At 72.8% G+C, this 22280-nt stretch carries 19 protein-coding genes; 11 read left to right on the top strand and 8 right to left on the bottom strand.

Translation table 11 applies throughout. The features are described from left to right. Nucleotides 1-224 precede the first annotated feature (224 nt). On the top strand, nucleotides 225-524 hold the full coding sequence (locus KJS59_RS27735) for a hypothetical protein (protein ID WP_213456387.1): 300 nt from the start codon (nucleotides 225-227) through the stop codon (nucleotides 522-524). Nucleotides 525-549: 25 nt separating this feature from the next. Here KJS59_RS27735 and KJS59_RS31525 read toward each other — a convergent pair whose 3' ends face one another. Further along, nucleotides 550-1146 carry a hypothetical protein gene (locus KJS59_RS31525; RefSeq protein ID WP_249714993.1) on the bottom strand — a complete coding sequence of 199 codons (597 nt, stop codon included), beginning with the start codon at nucleotides 1144-1146 and terminating at the stop codon, nucleotides 550-552. A 1027-nt stretch (nucleotides 1147-2173) separates the two neighbouring features. Continuing rightward, the gene (locus KJS59_RS27745) at nucleotides 2174-2755 is read right to left on the bottom strand and encodes a hypothetical protein (protein ID WP_249714995.1); all 582 of its coding nucleotides are present in this window, start codon (nucleotides 2753-2755) and stop codon (nucleotides 2174-2176) included. A 261-nt stretch (nucleotides 2756-3016) separates the two neighbouring features. Between KJS59_RS27745 and KJS59_RS27750 the strand changes: the two genes are divergently transcribed. Then, on the top strand, nucleotides 3017-3268 hold the full coding sequence (locus KJS59_RS27750; RefSeq protein ID WP_213456391.1) for a hypothetical protein: 252 nt from the start codon (nucleotides 3017-3019) through the stop codon (nucleotides 3266-3268). A 331-nt stretch (nucleotides 3269-3599) separates the two neighbouring features. On the opposite strand, the gene KJS59_RS27755 is transcribed toward KJS59_RS27750, so the two are convergent. Then, nucleotides 3600-4406, bottom strand: a complete 807-nt coding sequence (locus tag KJS59_RS27755) for a DUF308 domain-containing protein (RefSeq protein ID WP_213456393.1) — start codon at nucleotides 4404-4406, stop codon at nucleotides 3600-3602. 165 nt (nucleotides 4407-4571) lie between these two features. On the opposite strand from KJS59_RS27755, the gene KJS59_RS27760 reads away from it, so the two are divergent. Next, nucleotides 4572-5303 carry a lysophospholipid acyltransferase family protein gene (locus KJS59_RS27760; protein ID WP_213456395.1) on the top strand — a complete coding sequence of 244 codons (732 nt, stop codon included), beginning with the start codon at nucleotides 4572-4574 and terminating at the stop codon, nucleotides 5301-5303. Nucleotides 5304-5357: 54 nt separating this feature from the next. On the opposite strand, the gene KJS59_RS31900 is transcribed toward KJS59_RS27760, so the two are convergent. Further along, nucleotides 5358-8870, bottom strand: a complete 3513-nt coding sequence (locus KJS59_RS31900; RefSeq protein ID WP_213456428.1) for an adenylate/guanylate cyclase domain-containing protein — start codon at nucleotides 8868-8870, stop codon at nucleotides 5358-5360. A 211-nt stretch (nucleotides 8871-9081) separates the two neighbouring features. On the opposite strand from KJS59_RS31900, the gene KJS59_RS27770 reads away from it, so the two are divergent. Further along, entirely contained in the window at nucleotides 9082-9267 is a 186-nt protein-coding gene (locus KJS59_RS27770; RefSeq protein WP_213456398.1) for a hypothetical protein, read from the top strand. Nucleotides 9268-9390: 123 nt separating this feature from the next. Here the strand turns inward: KJS59_RS27770 and KJS59_RS27775 are convergent, their stop codons facing one another. After that, nucleotides 9391-10083, bottom strand: coding sequence for a Crp/Fnr family transcriptional regulator (locus tag KJS59_RS27775; protein WP_213456400.1), 693 nt, complete (start codon nucleotides 10081-10083; stop codon nucleotides 9391-9393). A 367-nt stretch (nucleotides 10084-10450) separates the two neighbouring features. Beyond that, a complete protein-coding gene (locus tag KJS59_RS27780) occupies nucleotides 10451-11287 on the bottom strand; it encodes a DUF1028 domain-containing protein (protein WP_213456402.1) in 837 nt (278 codons plus the stop codon). A 61-nt stretch (nucleotides 11288-11348) separates the two neighbouring features. Here KJS59_RS27780 and KJS59_RS27785 point away from each other — a divergent pair, with 61 nt between their 5' ends. The 7 genes from KJS59_RS27785 to KJS59_RS27815 all read left to right on the top strand — a co-directional run bounded on the left by KJS59_RS27785 (nucleotide 11349) and on the right by KJS59_RS27815 (nucleotide 18956). After that, complete coding sequence (locus KJS59_RS27785) at nucleotides 11349-11843, top strand: polyadenylate-specific 3'-exoribonuclease AS (RefSeq protein ID WP_213456404.1); 495 nt, start codon at nucleotides 11349-11351, stop codon at nucleotides 11841-11843. Nucleotides 11844-11964: 121 nt separating this feature from the next. Continuing rightward, nucleotides 11965-12993, top strand: coding sequence for a 6-phosphofructokinase (locus KJS59_RS27790; RefSeq protein ID WP_213456406.1), 1029 nt, complete (start codon nucleotides 11965-11967; stop codon nucleotides 12991-12993). A gap of 55 nt (nucleotides 12994-13048) precedes the next feature. Continuing rightward, nucleotides 13049-13867, top strand: a complete 819-nt coding sequence (gene proC / locus KJS59_RS27795) for a pyrroline-5-carboxylate reductase (RefSeq protein ID WP_213456409.1) — start codon at nucleotides 13049-13051, stop codon at nucleotides 13865-13867. Nucleotides 13868-13997: 130 nt separating this feature from the next. Further along, nucleotides 13998-14375 carry a hypothetical protein gene (locus tag KJS59_RS27800; protein ID WP_213456410.1) on the top strand — a complete coding sequence of 126 codons (378 nt, stop codon included), beginning with the start codon at nucleotides 13998-14000 and terminating at the stop codon, nucleotides 14373-14375. Between the two features lie 378 nt (nucleotides 14376-14753). Beyond that, complete coding sequence (locus tag KJS59_RS27805) at nucleotides 14754-16373, top strand: glycosyl hydrolase family 18 protein (protein ID WP_213456412.1); 1620 nt, start codon at nucleotides 14754-14756, stop codon at nucleotides 16371-16373. A gap of 125 nt (nucleotides 16374-16498) precedes the next feature. Further along, nucleotides 16499-17890, top strand: a complete 1392-nt coding sequence (locus KJS59_RS27810) for a class II 3-deoxy-7-phosphoheptulonate synthase (protein ID WP_213456414.1) — start codon at nucleotides 16499-16501, stop codon at nucleotides 17888-17890. Continuing rightward, a complete protein-coding gene (locus KJS59_RS27815) occupies nucleotides 17883-18956 on the top strand; it encodes a threonine aldolase family protein (protein ID WP_283775906.1) in 1074 nt (357 codons plus the stop codon). Before KJS59_RS27810 ends, KJS59_RS27815 begins: the two co-directional genes overlap by 8 nt. Nucleotides 18957-18999: 43 nt before the next feature. Here the strand turns inward: KJS59_RS27815 and KJS59_RS27820 are convergent, their stop codons facing one another. Both KJS59_RS27820 and pknB read right to left on the bottom strand, forming a co-directional pair. Next, complete coding sequence (locus KJS59_RS27820; RefSeq protein WP_213456416.1) at nucleotides 19000-19896, bottom strand: deoxyribonuclease IV; 897 nt, start codon at nucleotides 19894-19896, stop codon at nucleotides 19000-19002. After that, the gene (gene pknB, locus KJS59_RS27825; protein ID WP_213456418.1) at nucleotides 19893-21881 is read right to left on the bottom strand and encodes a Stk1 family PASTA domain-containing Ser/Thr kinase; all 1989 of its coding nucleotides are present in this window, start codon (nucleotides 21879-21881) and stop codon (nucleotides 19893-19895) included. Before pknB ends, KJS59_RS27820 begins: the two co-directional genes overlap by 4 nt. Between the last annotated feature and the right edge of the window lie 399 nt (nucleotides 21882-22280).

The following is a 22280-nucleotide window of genomic DNA, read 5'->3' on the forward strand; positions in this document are numbered from 1 at the left end:
GACGACCGGCCGATCGCGATCAACGTGGTGAGTAACCCGGCCACCGTGCCCGCGTGGGGGAACGACGTGTTCTCGTTCGTCATGCCCGCCGGCGCGCGCCCGGCCACGCATCCTCCGATCGACTGCCCCTCCGTGGTGGATTGGGCGCACGCCAACGGCGGGGCTGACCGGGAAGCCGCCCGGGTACGCATGGTGGTGCACCGTCAGCCGAGTACGCCACCAAAGTGGACGGCCGACTGCCGCTGTTCGGATTCACCCTCCAAAAAGGAGAAATCGAGGTCTTCGAGCTGACCGCCACCACCAAGGGCACGGTGGAATGGGTCATCGCACTGGCCCTGGTCGTCGGCGGCGAGTCGCAGAGCATCGAGGTAACCAACCACGGCCAACCTTTCCGGACGACCGGCTTCGTCAGCCCGCACGGCTACCGGGTCGAGGCCGGGACGGACCACTGGGTGGAGTGCACCGGAACTCCACCGACCTGCGGCACCACGTCGGTTCCGCCGGTGGAACTACGCTACTCCTGACCCGGCCGGCAGGCGTCGGTCGCGCTCAGCCGGTGTAGAGACGAGCGGAATCCACCAACACGACGTCCGGCTCAGCCGATGCCCGGCGGACCAACTCGTCGGTGAATCCTTCCCCGCTCGCCAGCAGCAGGCGGGCCCGGGTGCCGTCGACCCCGGGCCGGTGGACGAGCAACTCTCGCACGCGCCGCAACCGTTCCAGGTCCGCCTGGGCCAACCGCCGGCCCCACTTCACCTCACCGATCGCGAGCAGCGGACGCGGCCCGTCCCCGAGCGGCGGCTCACCGAGCGCGACGAGATCCAGCTCGTGGCTGGTTCGGGTGGACGGGTCCGTCACGGTCGCGGCGCTGGCCTCCGCGACGATGCCGTCGAGGACCTCGATATCAGCGAAACGGATGGCCCACTGGCGGACGATCTCCTCGAACCGCGGACCGAGGACGGCGCTGGTGTACCGGCGCTTCGAGCGGCGCCAGACATCCCCGCCGCGGCGCTGCTCCAGCGCGGTCCAGGCGGGTCGCATGACGGCCTGGTAGAAGGTGATGAGCGGTTCGGTGATTCGGTAGCTGCTGCGCCCGCTCCGCAGCGGGTCGGGTTCCCGCACCAGCAGGCCGGCGTCCTCCAGCACGGTGAGTGGATGCTGCAGGTCATTCGCCTTGCGTCCGATATAACCGGCGATCCCGCCGCGACTTGCGTTGCCCTCGGCAACGGCCGCGAGTACGGAGTGGTAGAGAGCGGTGTCCCGCAGGTCGGGTCTTCGGCAAGCAGGTAGCGGGCCTCCCGGAACAACGGCCGCGCCGGGTTGAGGACGGCACGCACCACCCAACTGTCGAAGTCCCCCGGGCCACTCGGCACGTCGTCCTGGACGTATTCGCGGCGGTAGGCCGGCGTTCCGCCGACGATGGCGAACACCTTCACGGCCAGTAACGGGTCCTCGATACCCCAGAACGTCGCCGCGGCCCGATAGTCCAGCGGCTGCACCGGAAGCTCCAGCCCGGCCCGGCCACGCAGCGGAGCGGACCCGGCGAGCAGGCCACCCATGAAGGACAGGGCCGATCCGCAGAGCAGCAGACGGGTACGGGAGTGCGTGCGTTCCGGCCGCCGGGGTGTGAGCGCGTGCTGGATGATCGACGGGAGGTCTCTGGCGGCGCGCACGAGATACGGGAACTCGTCGAGGACCACGGTCACCGGGCGCTCCCGCCCCAGGGCGAGCAGCGCATCCACCGCTGAGCCCCAGTCGGCCAGCCGCACCGGTCCCGGTGCGCCCGTGTAGGCGCCGAGCGCCTCGCCGAGCCGCCGGAGCGACTCGGTCGCCGTCGCCTCGGTGGCCCCGAAGTAGAAGCCGCCGCTGGCCCGGGCCAGCTCATAGAGCAGCAGCGTCTTGCCCTGGCGGCGTCGCCCACTGACCACCCCGAGGGTCGCGCCCGGGCGCTCGTCGGCGGCGAAGCGGGTCAACTCCGCCCACTCGACGTCTCGGTCGAAGATCCCCTTCGGCTTGGGTAGTTGAGTCACCTGCGGTCACCGCACTTCATAGAACTACAGTTCTTAGAAGTGTACTTCTACATTTTGTGTCCTGCGGGTCGCTCCCGAGGGTGGTGTCAGGCCGGACGCGGGCGACGATCGGACGGCCGACAGGTCGATGGTTGCGACGATTGCTAGAACGACGTCGACAGTTCCATGATGTTCGCCGCGACGCCGGCCGGGTCGTGCAGCAGGTGAAGGTGGCTCCCCGGCATCGTGTGGACCGGCCAGCCGCGGGCCCGGGCATCCTCCCGCTCGTCGGCGTAGGTGTCACCGAAACTGAGGTATCCCGCGGGGACCGTATCCCACCCGTCGGGCAGGTCCACGCGGGCGGTGAGGTAGTCGAACGGCACGCGTGCCTGCTCCGCCTCCACCCGGGCGCGCGTCTCGGCGTCGGGGAACAACCCGGCCACGGACTCCTCCGGCCACCAGCGCGTCCATGGCGGCAGGCTGGCGTCCGCACCCACGTGATCACGGAGCATGTCCCTCAGGCCGGCCGGTGCCACGGGCACGCTGCCCCTCGCTGGCGGCAACACCGCGTCGACGAAGACGGCGCCGCGCACGGGACGCTTCATCACGAGGGCCGGAACATACAGGCCAGCGTTGCTGTGGGGGACGAGTACCAGGTCGTCCGCGTCGGGGAGCCCGTTCTCGATGGCCGCCAGGACCGTAGCCGGCGAGGATGCCGCGGGGCTGGGCGGCGCGGGCACTGTCACGGCAACCCCGAACTCGGATCGCAGTACCGACGCGACAGGCGCCCACGCCGCCGGACCGAGGAAAGGACTGGGAATCAGCACCGCAGAGATCGCCATGGGGAGTTTCTACATCCACGTCGCCGGGCGGTAACACTCGCCAGTGTGCCGGGGTCAGCGGGAAATCCAGCAGACGAGGCGATCACGGCGGAGTATGCCCGCGTCAAACTCGCGAGTCGATCCACGGGCCGCGATCCGGCCGGTGGCGGGTGGTAGCGTGCGTCGATGCCGCTGCCGTTCCTGCCGGGCCACGACGCAACTGCGGTACCGGCCAGGGGCGACCTGCTGATCGCGGCGACTGTCGATGGGCAGATCATGGTCTTGTCGGACGGTGGCCTGCCGTGCTCGACGGCGCGGGCGCGGTGCGTCGCCTGGTTCGCGCGGACGCATCCCCGAGTTTCGGGAACGCGTGGTCGCCGCTCCTCGGATGAAAACCACACTCCGCCATACAGTTACTACTTGCCGTATTTTGCGTGACCCGCGCAGCGCCGGGCGAGCGCCTCTGGATGCTGTGCGACGGATCGCTGTCCCGATTACAGATGGGCCCTGAACAGGGGAAATGTTGTTCCCGGAGCCCTTGGGAGGGGGCTTCGCGGTTTACGCGATATGAATCAACTTTCGCGATGCCATAGTCTGTCGCGGTGTCTGAACGGCGCACCACGGGTGGAGGCTCCGGTCGCGGCAAGGTGATCGTGGCATGCTGTCGGACCACCACTTCGGTAGGTCCGACCGGCGGAACGCCCTGCACGCCCGGGCACCCGCGACGCGGAACCGGCTGCTAATCCTTATAGGACGGAGATGGTGGTTGTCAGACCTTGGCGCCCATGTCCGGGTCGATGTCGTCATCGTCGCCGGAGCGCAGCCGCCAGATCAGCATGACGAAGCCGACCAGGATCGCCACGAAGCCGATCACCATCGACAGGTTGCCGCCGAGCGGCAGCACCGACGGCTCGATGAACAGCACGAAGCCGGCGACGATCGCCAGCACGCCGATCACCGCGTACTTGGAGATGTGCGGCAGCGGGGGCGGCGGGGGTGGGGTGTACCCCTCGTCGTCGTCCGACTCGGGCAGGTGGGCGCCGAACGTGTCGAGCCCGTCCAGCAGGCTCGGCTCGACCGTGTGGCGCCCGTCGATCAGGCCGGGGGAGGGGCGCCGGGTGCCGGGGTCGTTTCCGGCCCGCTCCGGCTCCGGCGGTTGGGTGCCGTCCGGGCGGTGGATGTCCTCCGCCTCGGGCCAGGGTGTGGCGAGCGTCGGGTCCACCTCGGCGTTGTAGCCGGCGATGATGCGCGCCCAGGCCGCCTCCACGTCCGGCTCGTTGCCGGCCTCCCGGGCAGGGGCCGGCTCCTCGTCGGTCAGCTGGGCCAGGTAGTCGCGGGCGGTGCTGAGGTGGGCGCGGTCGACGTAGAGGCGGTCGGTGGGCGTGGCGGGGATGAAGGTGGTCCGGGTGATGGGGTTGAGGTCGGCGGAGGGTTGCAGGTAGGCGGCGATGCCCCCGGCCGCCAGCACGTCCAGCAGGTGCTCACCCACCCGCGGGTCGACGTCGCCCGCGACGGCGTACTCCGCCGCGTCCAGTCCGTTGTCCCGCCGGCCACGGCGGGCGCCACCCGGTGACACCGCACACTCTCCTCGCTGGCGGGGCGTCGCGGCGGGACCTCCACCCGGCGCCTTGCCGTGGCATGAATCGTGACACGGCGGGGCACCGTTCCGGGAGAGCGTTGTGGCGTGACGCTTGCGGTTCGTAGGCTTTCCCAGGGACGGGCACGCGCGGAGGGACACCGGTTGCTGTACTGGCTGCTCAAGTACATCGTCCTCGGCCCATGGCTGAGGTTGATCTTCTGGCCGAAGGTGGAGGGGCGGGAGAACATCCCCGCGACCGGTCCCGCCATCATCGCCAGCAACCACCTGTCGTTCTCCGACTCGATCTTCATGCCGCTCATGGTGAAGCGGAAAGTCACTTTTGTGGCGAAGGCGGAATACTTCACCGGGCGGGGTCTGAAGGGCTGGCTGACGAAGATGTTCTTCGTCGGCACCGGCACGATCCCGGTCGACCGCGCCGGCGGGCGCGCCGCGCAGGCCGCGCTGGACACCCAGCTACGGGTGCTGCGCGCCGGCGGCCTCGCCGGCATCTACCCGGAGGGCACCCGCTCCCCGGACGGCCGCCTGTACCGCGGCAAGACCGGCGTGGCCCGCCTCGCCCTGGAAAGCGGCGCACCGGTCGTGCCGGTGGTGATGCTCAACGCGGACGAGATCCAGCCGCCGGGGAAGCTGATCCCGAAGGTCAAGCGGGTCCGGATCCGGTTCGGCGCGCCGCTGGACTTCGGCCGGTACGCCGGCATGACGGGGGACCGCTTCGTCGAGCGCGCGATCACCGACGAGATCATGTACGAGCTGATGGAGCTGTCCGGGCGCGAGTACGTGGACGTGTACGCGCAGAAGGCGAAGGCGGCCGCCGCCAGGGCGCAGACCGGGGCCCAGCGCCCCGCCGAGCCCGCCGCCCCGATCGCGGCCTGACCCGCGGGTCCCCCGCCGCCCGAAGCCGGCCCGGCCGCCCGGGGCGTGCGGGGCTCAGGGGGCGAGGTGGAGCAGCGAGAGCACCCGGTTGTGCAGGGCGAACGGGCGGACCTCGACCAGGGCCGCCGTCGCCGCCCGCGCGTCGCCGGCCCGCCCGTACGCGGCGGCCGCCAGCGCCAGGGCCAGCATGCGGTCCGTCACGTCCGGGATGGCCTGGTAGACCTGCGCGGCGGCGGTGTACAGGTCGGCGGCGCGGGCGTGGTCGCCGTCGGCGGCGGCGAGCGCGGCGGTGACCGTGCGCAGCGCGGCCCGGGACCAGGGGGTGTGGTGGGTGACCTCGTCGAGCATGCCGCGGATCTCCAGGGCGGCGTGGCGGCCGGCGAGCGCGGCGGCGTAGGCGGCGGCCGGCGCCCATTCGCCGCTGGCCAGGGCGGGCACCGCGCGCCAGACCTTGGTCAGCTCGGCGAGCAGGCCGGTGGCCTCGCCGTGGCGACCCTGGAGGGCGCGGCAGAGCGCGGCCAGCGCCAGCGCGGTCCAGAGCGGACGGTAGAAGCCGCTCTGTCGGGCGGTGATGACGGTGTCGGCGACGTCGTCGGTCGCGGGCTCGCCGCCGGTGCCGGCGGCCTCGGGCACCGGTTCGCCGCGCAGCAGCCGGATGCAGGAGCGCATGCCGCGGACCTTCATGTCCCAGCGGCCGGTGGCGGTGTCGACGAACGCGTCCGCGGCGGCGAGCATGCGGTCGAAGTCGCCGACGAAGTAGGCCCGCTGCGACTCGGCCGAGAAGTCGGTGGTCAGCCCCGGTGCGCCGGGCAGGGTGTGCACGCCCTCGCTGAACAGCGCCTCGGACTGCTCCCACTCGCCCTCCTCGCGCAGCGCGTACGAGAGGTTCTGCGCGGCCCGGCGCAGGGCGCGCAGGTGGTTCTCCCGGCAGTACTCGAAGATCTTGTGCAGCTCGTCCAGCCCGGAGCGGTCGCCGGCCTTGTACCGGGTGACGGCGATGGTGTTGCGGGCGTGCGCGAGGGTCTCCGGCAGGCCGAGGCGCTCGGCGATGGCGGCGGCGGTGTCGGCCGCCCCGATCGCCTCGTCACGCTCGTAGTTCAACTGGTGCAGCCGGCCCAGTTCGCTGTAGGCGTCGGCCTTTTCGGCGCTGTCCGGCAGCGTGTCGTACAGCCGGACGGCGCGGGTGAGGCTGCTCAGCGCCGCCGGCCGGTCGGTGCGCTTCCAGGCGGCCTGGCCGAGCAGGGTCCAGGCGCGGGCGGCCCGGGCGAGGTCGCCGGCGGCGTGCAGCCGCTCGGCGAGGGCGGCGAGCTGGTCGGCGCCGCCGCCGGAGAGGAAGGCGTCGCTGTCCCGGTAGAAGGCGATCTCGGTGGCCAGCAGTTCCACGCCGAGCCGGCCGACCGGGTCGGCGCCGGCGTCGAAGAGGGCCAGCGCCTTCGCCGCGTGCGCGGCCGCCGTGTCCAGCGCGTTCAGGGCGTACGCCCGCTGCGCCGCCCGGTACAGGGCGTGTCGCGCCGCCGGGGCGTAGCGGGCGGTGTCCACGCCGAGCGTGCGGGCGATCTCGTGGGCGGCCCAGCGGTGGTGGGCCAGCACCTCGGCGAGGTCCGTGTCCCGGCTGCTGGACAGGGCGTCCAGCCAGTCGGCGGTGCGCTCGTGCCGGGCCACCCGCTCGGTGCGCGGCAGCCGCTGGTAGCACACGTCCTGGACGAGCACGTGCCGGAACTGGAACTCGCTCTGCCCGGCCATCTGCGAGTCCGTCTGCTCGTAGACGAACTGGCGCTGCTCCAGCCGGCGCAGCGCCCGCTCGACCGACTCCACCGGGCGGCCGAGGGCGGCGGCCACGGCGCCGGGCCAGAACTGCATGCCCACCACCGCCGCGGCCAGCAGGACCGTCCGGTCGCCGGCCTCCAGCAGGTCCACCCGGTTCGCGATGACCGCGTGCACGCTGTCCGGCATCGGCAGGTCGCGGCCGTCGTCCAGCGACCAGCCACGCAACCCGCCCCGCTCGACGAGCATCCGCACGTACTCCTGGGCGTACAGCGGGTTGCCGTCGGCCAGTTCGACCAGCGAGGCCAGCGCCGCCTCGGTGAAGGTGGACTGCCCGAACAGGTGCGCGAACAGCGACGTGATGCCGGTCGTGCGCAGCGGCGGCAGGGTGATGGTCAGCGAGCCGCCGATGGTGCCGGCCCAGCTCGGGTCCCGGTCGATCAGTTCGGGGCGGGCGGTGCACAGCAGCAGCAGCGGCACGTCCCGGGCGGATGCCCCGAGCACCTCGATGAAGCGCAGCATCGCCTCGTCCGCCCAGTGCAGGTCCTCGAAGACCAGCACCGTGGGGCGGCGGGCGGCGCGGGCGACGAAGAAGCGCCGCCAGGCCGACTTGGCCTCCTCGGCGGGCAGCTTGGTGGCCGGCAGGCCGACCAGCGGGCGTAGCGCCTCGGCCAGCCGTTCGGCCTCGGCCGGGGAGACGATCTCCGCGACCGTGTCGACCAGGCGGCGCTCGGCGGTGGCCGCCGGGTCGGTGTCGAGGATGCCGGCCTCGGCCTTGACGATGTCCGCCAGCGGGGCGAACGTGACGTTCTCGCCGAACGGCGGGCAGTGCCCGGTGCGCCAGGCGACCGGATCGTCGATCAGCCGGTCCGCGTGCCGCAGCAGCTCCCGGACCAGCCGGCTCTTGCCGATGCCGGCCCGGCCGAACACGGTGACCAGCTGCGGCGTGCGGTCGCGCATGGCCCGGTGCAGGGCGTTGACGAGCAGGCTCAGTTCGTGCTCGCGGTCGATCAGCGGGGTGGTGTCGGCCTGCTCGGTCTGCCGCCGCTGCACCGGCGCGACCGCCAGCCACACCTCGGTCGGCGAACTGCGCCCCCGCAGGGTCACCGGCGGCTGCTCCGTGTACCGGATGGCCGTCTTGGTCTGCCCGTACGTGGTGCCGCAGACGAGCACGCCGCCGGGCGGGGCGACGGCCTGCATCCGGGACGCGGTGTTGACCACGTCACCGGCCACGATGGCCTGCCCGCCGTCCCGGGCCGCGGCCACGTCCACCAGCGCCTCGCCGGTCGCCACGCCGACCCGGAAGCGCAGCGCGCCCTGCTCGGTCGGCGCGAACCGGGCCAGCACCCGCTGCAGTTCCAGGCCGGCGCGCACGCAGCGCAGCGCGTCCGTCTCGGTCGCCACCGGCGCGCCGAACAGCGCCATCACCGCGTCGCCGATGTACTTCTCCACCACGCCGCCGTACTGGCCGATGACCCGCCGGGCGGCGGAGAAGAAGTTCTGCTGCATGCCGCGGACCTGTTCCGGGTCCGTCCGCTCCACGTAGGGGGTGGAGTCGATCAGGTCCACGAACAGCACGGAGACCCGGCGCCGGTCCTCCAGGACCGTCGGGCGGGAGCGGTCGGCGTCCGGCTTCGGGGCGCCGCAGCCGGTGCAGAACGCCACGTCGGGGCCGAGTGGTCGGCCGCACTGCGCGCACGCGGAACCGAGCTCGGTGCCACAGCCACCGCAGAAGCGGTCCCCGTCGGCTGCGGTCCGGCCACATCGTGGGCACTGGTCGGAGATGGCCAGTCCCTTCCGGATCGTCGCGGACCCTAACCGGGCGCCCCAACCGTGGCCCCGCCCGACGCTGTCGGACAGCGGACACAGGGGCGCACGCCGAGTATCCCCGCAGGTAAGGCCCGGATGGAATCCGGTTGTTAGGTTGCGGACATCACCGGCCCGGATGTATCAGGCTAGAGTTCCGCCGAATCGACCGATCCGTTCGACGGATCCCGGTTAGCTAGGAGTCACGATGGCGCAGGTCCGGCTCACCAAGGACTGGAAGCAGCACCGCGCGGGGGAGACGGTCGAGGTCGACGCCTCCACGCTGGACATGCTGAAGAAGGAGGGCATCGTCGCCGGCGATGGCGGCCCGGTCATCGGCGGCGGCGGGAAAACCGGCCCGGTCGTCGGCGACGGCTGGGGCGGCGACACCTGATCCTGCCCACCGACCGATCGCCGGGGGCGCGGCGTGGGTGCCCGCCCCGGGCGGCCGGTCCTGCGGCCCGATCGTCCGCCGCCCGGGTTCGGGGGCTCGGCGTTGGGGGCTCGGCGTTGGGGCTCAGCGCTCCGGCATGCCGGCCCGGCGGCGCAGCGCGGCCAGGTCGGTGACCACGATCCGGCGCCCCTCGGTGCGCAGCCAACCCCGGCTGGCGAACGAACCGATCGCCTGGTTCACGCTCTGGCGGGAGCCGCCGGCCATCTCCGCGAGCTGGCTCTGGTTCAGCTCGATAGTGATCATCGGTGCCTGGCTCTCCCCGGCGAGCCGGACCAGCGTCTTGGCGACCCGGCCGGGCAGGTCCAGGAAGACGTGGTCGGCGTTCTGCTCGGTGAGCCGGCGGATGAGCTGCCCGAGCGAGCGCATCACCGCGTCCAGGATCTTCGGGTTGGAGTGCACCAGCTCCATGAAGGCCCCGCGGGACAGTGCCAGCGCGGTGCAGTCCTCGATCGCCTCGGCGGACAGCGACCGCGCCGAACCGTCCAGCAGCGACACCTCGCCGAGGACGTCGGGTGGGCGGACCACGGACAGCACCGCCCGCTCGCCGGTCGGCGCGGTACGGAACACCGCCACCGCGCCGCGCTTGAGCAGGATCAGCGACTCCCCGGGATCGTTCTCCACGAACAGCAGCTGACCCTTGCGGTAGGTGCGCGGCACCGCCGCGGCGATCACCCGCTGCCGCACCTCGGGCTCCAGACCCGCGAACATGTCCACGCCGCTCAGCGCGTCGCCGGGATCCGGCAGGCGACCATCCACCGGACAACCCCTCCCCGGTATTCCACTTCGTCCGGCACCCGGCAGCGCCGGGCCGCGGACCCAGAATCGTGACCGCGGTCGAACTGTAAGCCCGACCGCCGCGGTTCGCGAAACGCACCGAACTGGCGATTCGGGCGTCGCACCGCTCCCCCTACCAGATCATGGCCTGCCTGTCGCGTGCTGTACACCCCCCGCATCGGTTCCGTGACAGTGTCGTGAGTGCGCTCGGGGGACGCTGATACCGGACCCGTCGCCGATGGGGGGCCAGGGCCGGGTCCGGTGCCGGCCGGAGTGGCGCGTAGGACGCGTCTCCGGCCGGCGCCCGCGTGCGGGATACGGCGCCGGAACCGCGACGGGAGCCCGGCGCTCAGGGCGCGCTGGCCCGCAGATGGGCCAGGACCAGTGGGTCGATGCGCCCCGGCACCAGGCGCTCCTCCAGGTTCTCCACCCCGGCCCACTCGGCCAGGTCGGCGTCCAGGTCCGGGCCGCCGGTGGACCCGGCGGCGGCCAGCAGCGCCCGCACCTCCGCCGCGAGCGGGCCGGTCAGGTCCAACAGGGACGCCTCGTCCGGGCGCTCGAACAGCAGGATGTGCAGGTCCAGAAGGCGGGACAGTTCGGCCACCGGCCGCGGGTGATCGTCCACCCGCAGGTCCACGGCCACGTCGCTGGTGCCGCCGTACCCCTTGTCCTTCTCCACCACGTACAGCGCGGCGCTCTGCCGGCCCCGGCGGTCGCCGCCCGCCTCGTCGCCGGCCGCCAGCGCGGCCAGCAGGCGGTGGGCCAGCCGCGGCTCGCCGGTCGACTCCAGCCAGGCCGCCTCCATCGCCCGGATCACGCCCTCGCCGGCCAGGATGTTGCCCTGGATCGCGTACCCGTCGCCGGTCACCCCGCCGGCCCAGTCGTGGCACTGCGGCCCGGTGAAGGTCGCCCCGTCGCCGGTCGGGCCCACCACGCCCACCTGGCGGTGCCCCCGGCCGACGTCCGCGGCGACCAGGCCGGCCACCACGTCGGCCGGGGGCACGCCGGTGCGCAGCAGGGCCAGCGCCTGGGGCTGGTAGGCGAGGTTGGCGAACGCCTGGGTGGCGATCGCGCCCACGCCCGCCTCCGCGGCCGGCACCGCCGCGCCGACGGCGAGGAACTTGCTGGCCACCGCCACGCCCAGGGCGCGGCCGTCCGCGCCGCGGGCGACGATCGAGAACGTCATGCGGGCACCGTATCGGGTACCGGCTGCGATCGGGGCCGGGCCATGGGCGAGGATGGGCCAGATGCCCTACCGATACTTCTACGACTGCGAGTTCATCGAGGACGGTCGCCTGGTGGACCTCGTCTCGATCGGCGTGGTCGACGAGTACGGGCGGGAGTTCTATGCGGTCTCCACCGAGTTCGACGACTCCCGGGCGCTGCCCTGGGTGCGCCGCAACGTGCTGGACAAGCTGCCCTCGCCGGCCGACCCGGCGTGGCGCTCGCGCGAGCGGATTCGGGGCGACCTGTACGAGTTCCTGACCGAGCCGGTCCGGGACCGGCCGGCCGAGAAGATCGAGTTATGGGCCTGGTACGCGGCGTACGACCACGTAGTGCTATGTCAGCTATGGGGTCGGATGCCCGATCTGCCCCGAGAGATCCCCCGGTTTACGAAAGACCTGCGCCAACGCTGGGACGACGTGGGCCGCCCGCCGCTGCCCGAAGCCGCGGCCGCCCGGCACGACGCGCTGGTCGACGCGCGGCACAACCTCGCGCGGTGGCAGGCCATGGGCGGCTGACCCGGCGGTCACCGGGCTGGGCTACAGTGCGCTTGACGGCGGCCCGCCTCGGTCCGGCAACGGCGCTTCTCCCGGGGCATTCTGGGCCTGTCTGACTGACCCGGAAGGGAACAAGCAGATCATGCGAATCGGCGTCCTCACCGGTGGCGGCGACTGCCCCGGACTGAACGCGGTGATCCGTTCGGTGGTGCGCAAGGGCGTGGCCACCTACGGGCACGAGTTCGTGGGTTTCCGGGACGGCTGGCGCGGCCCCCTGGAGGGCAACACCCGCCCGCTCGGCATCGCCGAGGTGCGCGGCATCCTGCCCCGCGGCGGCACCATCCTGGGCTCCTCCCGGACCAATCCGTTCAAGATCGACGGCGGGGTCGAGCGGATCAAGGCCAACCTGGCCGAGCTGGGGATCGACGCGCTGGTCGCGATCGGCGGTGAGGACACCCTCGGCGTCGCCACGAAGCTGGACGAGCTGGGCGTCAAGGTCATCGGCGTGCCGAAGACCATCGACAACGACCTCGACGCCACCGACTACACGTTCGGCTTCGACACCGCGGTCAACATCGCGATGGAGGCGATCGACCGGCTGCACACCACCGCCGAGAGCCACCACCGCACGCTCGTCGTCGAGGTGATGGGCCGGCACGCCGGCTGGATCGCCCTGCACGCCGGGCTGGCCGGCGGCGCCAACGTGATCCTGCTGCCCGAGCGGCAGTTCGACGTGGACCAGGTCGCGGCGTACGTGGAGAAGCGCTTCCAGACCCAGTACGCGCCGATCGTGGTGGTTGCCGAGGGCGCGCAGCCGCTCGACGGCCAGATGGTCCTGCACAACCAGGAGCGGGACGCGTTCGGCCACGTGCGGCTGGGCGGCATCGGCCAGTGGCTGGCCGAGCAGCTGCTGGAGAAGACCGGCAAGGAGGCCCGCACAGTCGTGCTGGGTCACATCCAGCGCGGCGGCACCCCGACCGCGTTCGACCGGGTGCTGGCCACCCGGTTCGGCCTGCACGCGATCGACGCGGTGCACGAGGGTGACTTCGGCAAGATGGTCTCGCTGCGTGGTACCGACATCGTCCGGGTGCCGCTGATCGAGGCGACCCGCGAGCTAAAGACCGTGCCGCTGGAGCGGTACACCGAGGCCGAGGTCTTCTTCGGCAGCTGAGGTTTGTCGATCGGGGGCCGGCCCGCGCCGGCCCCCTTTTCGGGAGGAACCGACAGTGGCGCCTGGCGTGCACGCCGTCGCGGTGATCGGTGCGGGCAAGATCGGCGAGCTGATGCTCTCCGGCCTGCTGCGGGCCGGCTGGCCGACCGACCGGATCCTGGCCACCGCACGCCGCACCGAGCGCGCGGAGGAACTGGTCCAGCGGTACGGCGTGCGGGTGGTGGACAACGTCGCCGCCGTCACCGAGGCCGACGTGCTGGCGATCTCGGTCAAGCCGCAGGACGCCGGCGCCCTGCTGACCGAGGTCGGGCCGAAGGTGCCCGCCGACAAGCTCGTCGTCTCGCTCTGTGCCGGCCTGCCGATCAGCTTCTTCGCCAAGCGGTTGCCGGCGGGAACCCCGGTCGTGCGGGTCATGACCAACACCCCGGCCCTGGTGGACGAGGCGATGACGGCCATTTCCGCCGGCCCGCACGCGACGCCGGAACACCTGGCGCTGGCCGAGGAGATGTTCCGCCCGCTCGGGCGCACCCTGCGGGTACCCGAGTCCCAGCAGGACGCGGTGACCGCGCTCTCCGGCTCCGGCCCCGCGTACTTCTACCTGCTGGTGGAGGCGATGACCGACGCGGGGATCCTGCTCGGCCTACCCCGCCAGGTCGCGCACGACCTGATCGTGCAGACCGCGATCGGCTCCGCGCTCATGCTGCGCGAGTCCGGGGAGCACCCGGTGAAGTTGCGCGAGGCGGTCACCTCACCGGCCGGCACCACCATCGCCGCCATCCGCGAACTGGAGAACCACGGGGTGCGCGCCGCGCTGCTGGCCGCCCTGGAGGCCGCCCGGGACCGCGCGCGCGAACTGGCCGCCCAGAACGCGTGAAAGCCTCCCGCCGTTCGGGCGGCCCGGGTCAGGCCCGTTCACTCATCCGTTCACGCCTTCCGGCGGTGCGGCGTGCCTGGCTACCGTCCTGACACACGGTGGTCGCAGCGGTACGGTCGGGAGGTCCAGCATGCGGCGCTTCGCGGTGGTCCTCGGCGTCCTGGTCGCCTGCCTGTGGGTGGCGCCCCCGGCGTCCGCCTTCGCCCACGACCAGGTGCACAACGTCTACCTGCACGCCGCCCTGGACGTGCTCACCCTCGGGGTCGTCACGGCTCCAATGTGGACCGCGTACTGGTGGGGTGGTGCGCACCGGTGGCTGCTGCCGCTCCTGGTCGCCGCGGTGCAGGTACCCGTCGCCGTGGTCGCGTTCGTGCCGGTCCTGCCCCCGGCCGTGCACGCCTCCGCCCTGGTCGCGGCGCTGGCCCTGACCGCCGCCTCGCTGTACGCCGTGCGCCGTGCCGCGCCTTCCCCCGCGGCCGCGCCGGCACCGGCCGGTGAACCCGGCTGACCGGCCCCGGGGCGGTAGGCCCCGGCCTGGAACCCGCTGCCGGCCGCGCCCGCGGCCGGCGCGCCGTTGTCGGGCCGGGGCCGCTCCCCGCCCCGCCGCTCCCCGCCCCGCCGCTCCCCGCCCCGCCGCTCCCCGCCCCCTCGCCTCGGCGCCGCTTTCCCTGCTTCGACGAGATCTTGGTACGGATCTGTCCCAAAATCGGCGTGTCTTTACCAAGATCTCGCAAATGAGAAGGCGCCACGCGACCGGGGAGGTGGGCGCGCGGGGATGAGTCGGTATCGGGCGCGGAGAGATTGAGGTATTTGCATCTTGACGCGGGGTCGGCGGATCACTAGGGTCCACTGGAAAGTTTGTTAACTATTAACTTGGAGGCCCCCGATGAGGAGATCTCTGCGGCGCGCGCTGTGGGCCGGCGCGGTTGTCGCGCTCGCGGTCGCCGCCGTGCCCGTCGCCTCGGCCATGGCGGCCGGCGGGGTCACCACCGCCTTCGTGGCCACGTCGGACTGGGGGACCGGGCACGAGGTCAAGGTGACCGTCACCAACGGTGGCAGCGGCAGCGTGGACACCTGGCGGGTGGAGTTCGACCTGCCGGCCGGGACGTCGATCAGCAGTTTCTGGGACGCGGACGTGACCCGGGCCGGTGACCACTACGTCGCGACCGCGAAGAGTTGGATGGGCGCGTTGGCGCCAGGTGCCTCGCAGTCCTGGGGGTATATCGGCACCGGGGCGTACCGGGCGCCACTGAACTGCACGGTCAACGGGGGCTCCTGCGGCGGTGGCACAACCCCGCCGACCACGAGGCCGCCGACCGCCACGCCGACCACGAAGCCACCCGCGACACCGCCCACCACGCAGCCGCCGACCACGCAGCCGCCGACCGGTGGCAAGAAGGTCGTCGGGTACTTCACCGAGTGGGGGATCTACGGGCGGAACTACCACGTGAAGAACATCGTGACGAGCGGGTCCGCGGCGAAACTGACCCACATCCTGTACGCGTTCGGCAACACCACCGGCGGCCGGTGCAGCATCGGTGACAGCTACGCCGACTACGACAAGGCGTACTCGGCGGCGGACAGCGTCGACGGCGTCGCGGACACCTGGGACGCGGGCGCCCTGCGCGGCAACTTCGGCCAGCTGCGGCGGCTGAAGAAGATGTACCCGAACATCAGGGTGCTGTGGTCGTTCGGCGGCTGGACCTGGTCCGCCGGGTTCACCCAGGCGGCGGCGAACCCGGCCGCGTTCGCCGACTCCTGCTACAGCCTGGTGAAGGACCCGCGCTGGGCGGACGTGTTCGACGGCATCGACGTGGACTGGGAGTACCCGAACGCGTGCGGCCTGAGCTGTGACAGCAGCGGTGCGGCCGCGTTCCGGAACGTGGTGTCGGCGCTGCGTTCCCGGTTCGGTTCGGGCGCCCTGGTCACGGCGGCCATCACCGCGGACGGCAGCGGCGGCGGCAAGATCGACGCGGCGGACTACGCCGGCGGCGCGCAGTACGTGGACTGGCTGATGCCGATGACGTACGACTACTTCGGCGCGTTCAACGCGCAGGGGCCGACCGCGCCGCACTCGCCGCTGACCTCGTACGCGGGCATCCCGCAGCAGGGCTTCTGGGCGGACGCGGCGATCCAGAAGCTGAAGGGCAAGGGGATCCCGGCGAGCAAGTTGCTGCTCGGCGTCGGCTTCTACGGCCGCGGCTGGACCGGCGTCACGCAGACCGCGCCGGGCGGCACCGCGACCGGGGCGGCGCCCGGCACGTACGAGGCGGGCATCGACGACTACAAGGTCCTGAAGACCCGGTGCCCGGCCACGAACACGATCGCCGGCACCGCGTACGGCAAGTGCGGCAGCGAGTGGTGGAGCTACGACACCCCGTCGACGATCGGCGGGAAGATGAGCTACGCCAACGGTCAGGGCCTGGGCGGCGCGTTCCTCTGGGAGCTGTCCGGCGACACCGCGAACGGTGAGCTGATCTCCGCGGTCCGCGGCGGGCTCGGCTGAGCCACCGGCGAGCAACGAGTGTGTCGGGCGCACTGATCGATCCACCGCACCAGCCCCCCGTCCAGTTCCCGGGACGGGGGGCCGGGGTGCCGGCCGGGATCCGCGCACGCCGTACCCTTGGGGCCATGCCTGCGCAGTGGCACCAGTTCAGGAACCCGGGCCTGGAGATCGCCCGGCCCACCGCCGACCCCGCCGAGTCCGCCGCCCTCGGGCTGGACCGGTGGCGAGACCTGCCCCGCGCCCAGATGCCGCCCTGGCCGGAGCAGGCCAAGGTCGACGAGGTCTGCACGGTGCTGAACACCGTGCCGTCGATCGTGGCCCCGTATGAGGTCATGGAGCTGCGTGAGCGGCTGGCGCTGGTCTGCGAGGGCAAGGCGTTCCTGCTCCAGGGCGGCGACTGCGCGGAGACGTTCGCCGACAACACCGAGAGCCACCTCATGGCCAACGCCCGGACGCTGCTGCAAATGGCGGTCGTGCTGACCTACGGGGCGAGCCTGCCGGTGGTCAAGGTCGCGCGGGTGGCCGGCCAGTTCACCAAGCCGCGCTCGAACGACACCGACGCGCTGGGGCTGCCGGTGTACCGGGGTGACCTGATCAACTCGCTGGAGGCCACCCCGGAGGCGCGGGTCGCCGACCCCCAGCGCATGATCCGCGCGTACGCGAACGCGTCGTCGGCGATGAACATGCTCCGGGCGTACCTGTCCGGCGGCCTGGCGGACCTGCACGCGGTGCACGACTGGAACAAGGGCTTCGTGAAGACCTCGCCGGCCGGTGAGCGGTACGACGCGATCGCCCGCGAGATCGACCGGGCGCTGGCGTTCATCCGCGCCTGCGGGATGACCGAGGACGAGGCGCTGCGCACGGTCACCCTGTACTGCTCGCACGAGGCGCTGGCGCTGGAGTACGACCGGGCGCTGACCCGGATCGCCGGCGGCAAGGCGTTCGGCCTGTCCGGGCACTTCCTGTGGATCGGCGAGCGGACCAAGCAGATCGACGGCGCGCACGTGGACTTCGTGTCCCGGATCGCCAACCCGATCGGCGTCAAGCTGGGCCCCGGCACCACGCCGGAGCTGGCGATCGAGCTGTGCGAGAAGCTCAACCCGGAGAACACCCCGGGCCGGCTCACGCTGATCAGCCGGATGGGCAACACCAGGGTCCGGGACGTGCTGCCGCCGATCGTGGAGAAGGTCACCGCCGCCGGGCACAAGGTGGTCTGGCAGTGCGACCCGATGCACGGCAACACCCACGAGTCGTCGAACGGGTACAAGACCCGGCACTTCGACCGGATCGTGGACGAGGTGCTGGGCTACTTCGAGGTGCACCGGGAGCTGGAGACCCACCCGGGCGGCCTGCACGTCGAGCTGACCGGTGAGGACGTCACCGAGTGCCTGGGCGGCGCCCAGGGCATCGAGGACCTCGACCTGCCCGGCCGGTACGAGACCGCCTGCGACCCGCGGCTGAACACCCAGCAGTCCCTGGAACTGGCGTTCCTGGTGGCGGAGATGCTGCGTGGCTGACGAGCCGGCCGGCTCGGGGGTCACGGACCTGCGTTCGGACACCGTCACCGCGCCCACCCCCGGCATGCGGGCGGCGATGGCCGAGGCGGTCGTCGGCGACGACGTGTACGGCGAGGACCCGACCGTCAACGCGCTCCAGGAGCGGGTCGCGGCGATGTTCGGGCACGAGGCGGCGCTGTTCACCCCGACCGGCTCGATGGCGAACCAGATCGCCCTGCAACTGGTCGCCCCGCGCGCGTCGGAACTGCTCTGCGACGCCGACGCGCACGTGGTGACGTACGAGATCGGCGCGGCGGCGGCGATCGGCGGCATCTCCACCCGCACGTGGGCCGCCGCCGGCGCCGGCATCGACCCGGACGCGATCGCCGCGATGATCCGCCCGGACGGCTACCACGCGGTGCCCACCACCGCCATCGCCGTGGAGCAGACCCACAACCGGGGCGGCGGGGGAGTGATCCCGCTGGGCACGCTGCGCCGGCTGCGCGAGATCTGCGACGCGAACGGGCTGCGCCTGCACTGCGACGGCGCCCGCGTCTGGCACGCCCACGTCGCCGCCGGGGTGCCGCTGATCGAGTACGGGCGGCTGTTCGACACCCTGTCGGTCTGCCTGTCGAAGGGGCTCGGCGCGCCGGTCGGCTCGCTGGTCGTCGGCTCCGCCAAGCGGATCGACGAGGCCCGGGTGCTGCGCAAGCGGATGGGTGGCGGCATGCGGCAGGCCGGGGTGCTCGCGGCGGCCGGGCTGTACGCGCTGGACCACCACGTCGACCGGCTCGCGGAGGACCACGCGAAGGCCGCCCGGCTGGCCGAGGCGCTGGCGCCGTTCGGGATCGTGGCCGGCGCCGACAGCGACACCGTGGGCACGAGCAGCGCCGTGCGTACGAACATCGTGGCGCTGGATCTCGGCAAGGCGTCGATGGACGCCCCGACGCTGGGCGCCCGGGCCCGCGAGCGTGGGGTGCTGGTGTCCGTGCTGGGCCCCCGGGGCGCCCGCCTGGTCACCCACCTGGACGCCTCGGACGAGGCCGTCGACCGCGCCGCCGAGGTGCTGGTGTCGCTGTTCCGCTAGCCGTCGCTCAGCGGCGGTGACGCCGCGGGATGGTGTTGGGCGGTCAACGCCGCCCGCCGCGGCGGCCGGCTCCGGGGCGCGCGGCCAGCCGGCGCAGCGTCGCGATGTCGCTGGCGTGCCCGTGCCACCGCTCCGTCGGCGTCTCCACGATCACCGGGATGCCCGCGGTGACCGGGTGCGTCATCAGCTCGGCGAACGCCGCCTCACCGAGGGTGCCCTTGCCGATCGTCTCGTGCCGGTCCCGCAGCGAGCCGCAGGTGTCCTTCGAGTCGTTCGCGTGGACCAGGTGCAGCCGCTCCCGCCCGACCGTGGCGTCCAGCAGGTCCAGCGCCTCGGTCATGCCGCCCGGCCGGGCGAGGTCGTGGCCGGCCGCCCAGGCGTGGCAGGTGTCCAGGCAGAAGCCGAGCCAGGGGTGGTGGTCCAGGGCGGCCAGGTACGGCTCCAGGTCCTCGATCCGGGACGCCAGCGAGCGCCCGCCGCCCGCGGTCGGCTCCACCAGCAGGCGCGGGCCGCCCGCCGCCGCGGCCGAGTCCAGCAGCGGCAGCAGCACCTCCCGCATGCGGACCAGCGCCGCGTCGGCGTGCGCCTCGTCCACCGCGCTGCCCGCGTGGTATACGACGCCGGCCGCGCCGGTCCGCGCGCCGCGCTCCAGCGCGTGCGCGAGCGTGGCGACCGAGCGCTGCACCGTCAGGGCGGTCGGCGAGCCCAGGTTGACCAGCAGCGAGGCGTGGATGAACGAGGGCACCTTCAGCTCGGCGCAGCCGGAGCGGAACGCCTCGTCCTGCGCCGGGTCGCCGGCCGACAGCGCCCAGCCGCGCGGGTTCGACACGTACACCTGCACGGCCCGCGCCTCGGCGTTGCGGATGTACGGCAGGCCGGCCCGGGCCAGCCCGCCCGCGACGCTGGCGTGCGCACCGACCGGGCGGAGCGCACCGGTCACAGGCACCCGATCGTGACCTGCGAACCCTGCGGGACCTGCGAGTCCGGCCCCGGATCCTGGAACAGCACCGTGCCGTCGGGGTTGCCGCTGACGTTGACCTGGAGTTGCATCCCCTCCAGGGTCTGCTTGGCCTGCTGGCACGGCTGCCCGGTGACCTGCGGGACCACCGTGAGCGGCGGGCCCTTGCTGACCTGGAGGCGCACCTCGGCGCCCTTCTCCACCCCGGCGCCGTTGGTCGGCGACTGGGCGATCACCTGGCCGGCCGGCTTGTCGCTGTCCACCTGCTGCTCGACCACCACCAGGCCGAGCCCCTGTAGTTCGGCCCGGGCCTCGTTGACGTCCTTGCCGATCACGTTCGGCACCGAGATCGGGGCCTTGCCCTTGCTGACCGTGACCACGATCTGGGCGTCCGGCTTCGTCTCGGTGCCCGCCTTCGGGTCGGTCGCCAGCACGTAGCCGGCCGGGATGTCGTCGCTGTACTTGTCCGGGCCGCGCTTGACGACCAGCTTCCTGTCCTGCAACTCCGCCTGGGCGACGGCCCACTCCTTGCCCACCACGTCCGGGGTCGGGAACCGCTCGGGGCCGAGGGAGAGGATCAGCGTGACCGTGGCGCCCTTCAGGATCCGGCTGCCCGCGCCCGGCTCCTGGGTCAGCACCACGTCCTTGGGGACCTGCTCGTCGTACCGGGGGTCGCCGAACTTCACGGCCAGCCCGGCCCGCTCCGCCTTCGCGACCGCGTCGGCCCGGCTCATGGTGGTGAGCTGGGGTGCCGTGGTGTAGCGGCCGATGGCGAACCAGTACCCGCCGACCGCGAGGAGCAGGGCCACGACGACGATCGCGGCGGCGGTCACCGTGCGCCCGCGCGGGGTGCCGACCATCCGCTCCCACAGCGCGACCGCCCGGGCGCCGAAGCCGCCCGCCGGCGGGCTCGGCATGATCCGTGGCCGGCCGTCCTCGTACGGGTAGGTGCGGTACACGTTGCTCTGCGGCTGCTCCGGCAGCCGCGACCAGGACGGCCGCTGCACCGGCTGGATCTGGCGCATGGTGACGGTGGCGTCGGTGGCGGGCGGCACCGAGGTGGGGCGCATGACCGTCGTCATGGCGCTCGCCGTGCCGACATCCTCCCGGACCACCTGCACGTCGGCCAGCAGTGCGCCGGCGTCGGTGGGGCGGGCGCCCGGGTCGCGCCGGGTGGCGCGGGTGACCAGGTCGTCCAGGGCCGGCGACAGGCCCGGCACGAACCGCGACGGCGGCGGGACGTCCCGGTCCACGTGCTGCCAGGCCACCTCGACGGGCTGTTCGCCGTCGTAGGGCACCCGGCCGGTGAGCATCTCGAACAGCACGATGCCGGCGGAGTACACGTCGGTGCGAGCGTCCGCGTGACCGGCGGTGACCAGTTCGGGTGCCACGTAGGCGACGGTGGCCATGAGCTGGCCCGCCTCGTCGGCGCTGGCCTCGACCGCGCGGGCCAGGCCGAAGTCGGCCACCTTCACCACGCCGTCGACCAGGCTGCTGGCGCCGCCGCTGGGCGCCTCGGCGACCAGCACGTTCTCCGGCTTCACGTCCCGGTGGACCAGCCCGGCCCGGTGCGCGGCGGCGACCGCGGCGAGCACCTGCTCGAGGATCGCCAGCGCCTCCACCGGGGTCAGCCGGCCGCGCTCGGCCAGCACCTCGCGCAGCGTCCGGCCGCGCACGTACTCCATGACCAGGTACGGAACGCCGGCGTGTACGCCCTGGTCGTAGACGGCGACCACGTTGGGGTGGGTCAGCCGGGCGATCGTCTTGGCCTCGTCGGTGAAGCGCCGGATGAACTGCGGGTCACCGGCCTGCGCCGGGTGGATGATCTTGAGGGCGACGGTGCGCTCCAGGCGCTCGTCCGACGCCGTGTAGACGGTCGCCATGCCGCCGCGCGCGATGCGCCCCCGGACGCGGTAGCGCCCGTCCACGATCGACCCGATCAGCGGGTCCGCGACCTGAATGTCCATCGGCGTGCAGTCTATGTCTCCTGTGCGGCAATCCGGGTCCAGCGGAAGTTCAGGATGCCACAGGTGCGCGAGGGACCGGTATAGCCGCCGGTCAGGCGCGGTGCCGGCCGGTGTAGGGCCCCGAGCTCCCGGCCGCGACGGTGGCCGGGAACGGTCTCTGGAGCACCTCCTCCGGCGGTTTCCCGGATGGCTCCTGCGGGGCGGTCGCGGACGGGCCCGGCGGCGGGGTGACCGAGGGGGTCGGCGACGAGGTGGGCTCCCCGGTGGGCGCGGTTCCGGACGGCGCCGGGCTGGACTGGGACGGCGTCGGCACCGGTTTGGACCTGGACGGCGCCGGCGTCGGCGACCGGCCGCCGCCGGCCGACCCCGGCCCGGGCGGCGGGGCGACCGCCCGGGGGC

This window comes from Rhizomonospora bruguierae (assembly GCF_018397995.1).
GTDB classification, from domain to species: domain Bacteria; phylum Actinomycetota; class Actinomycetes; order Mycobacteriales; family Micromonosporaceae; genus Rhizomonospora; species Rhizomonospora bruguierae.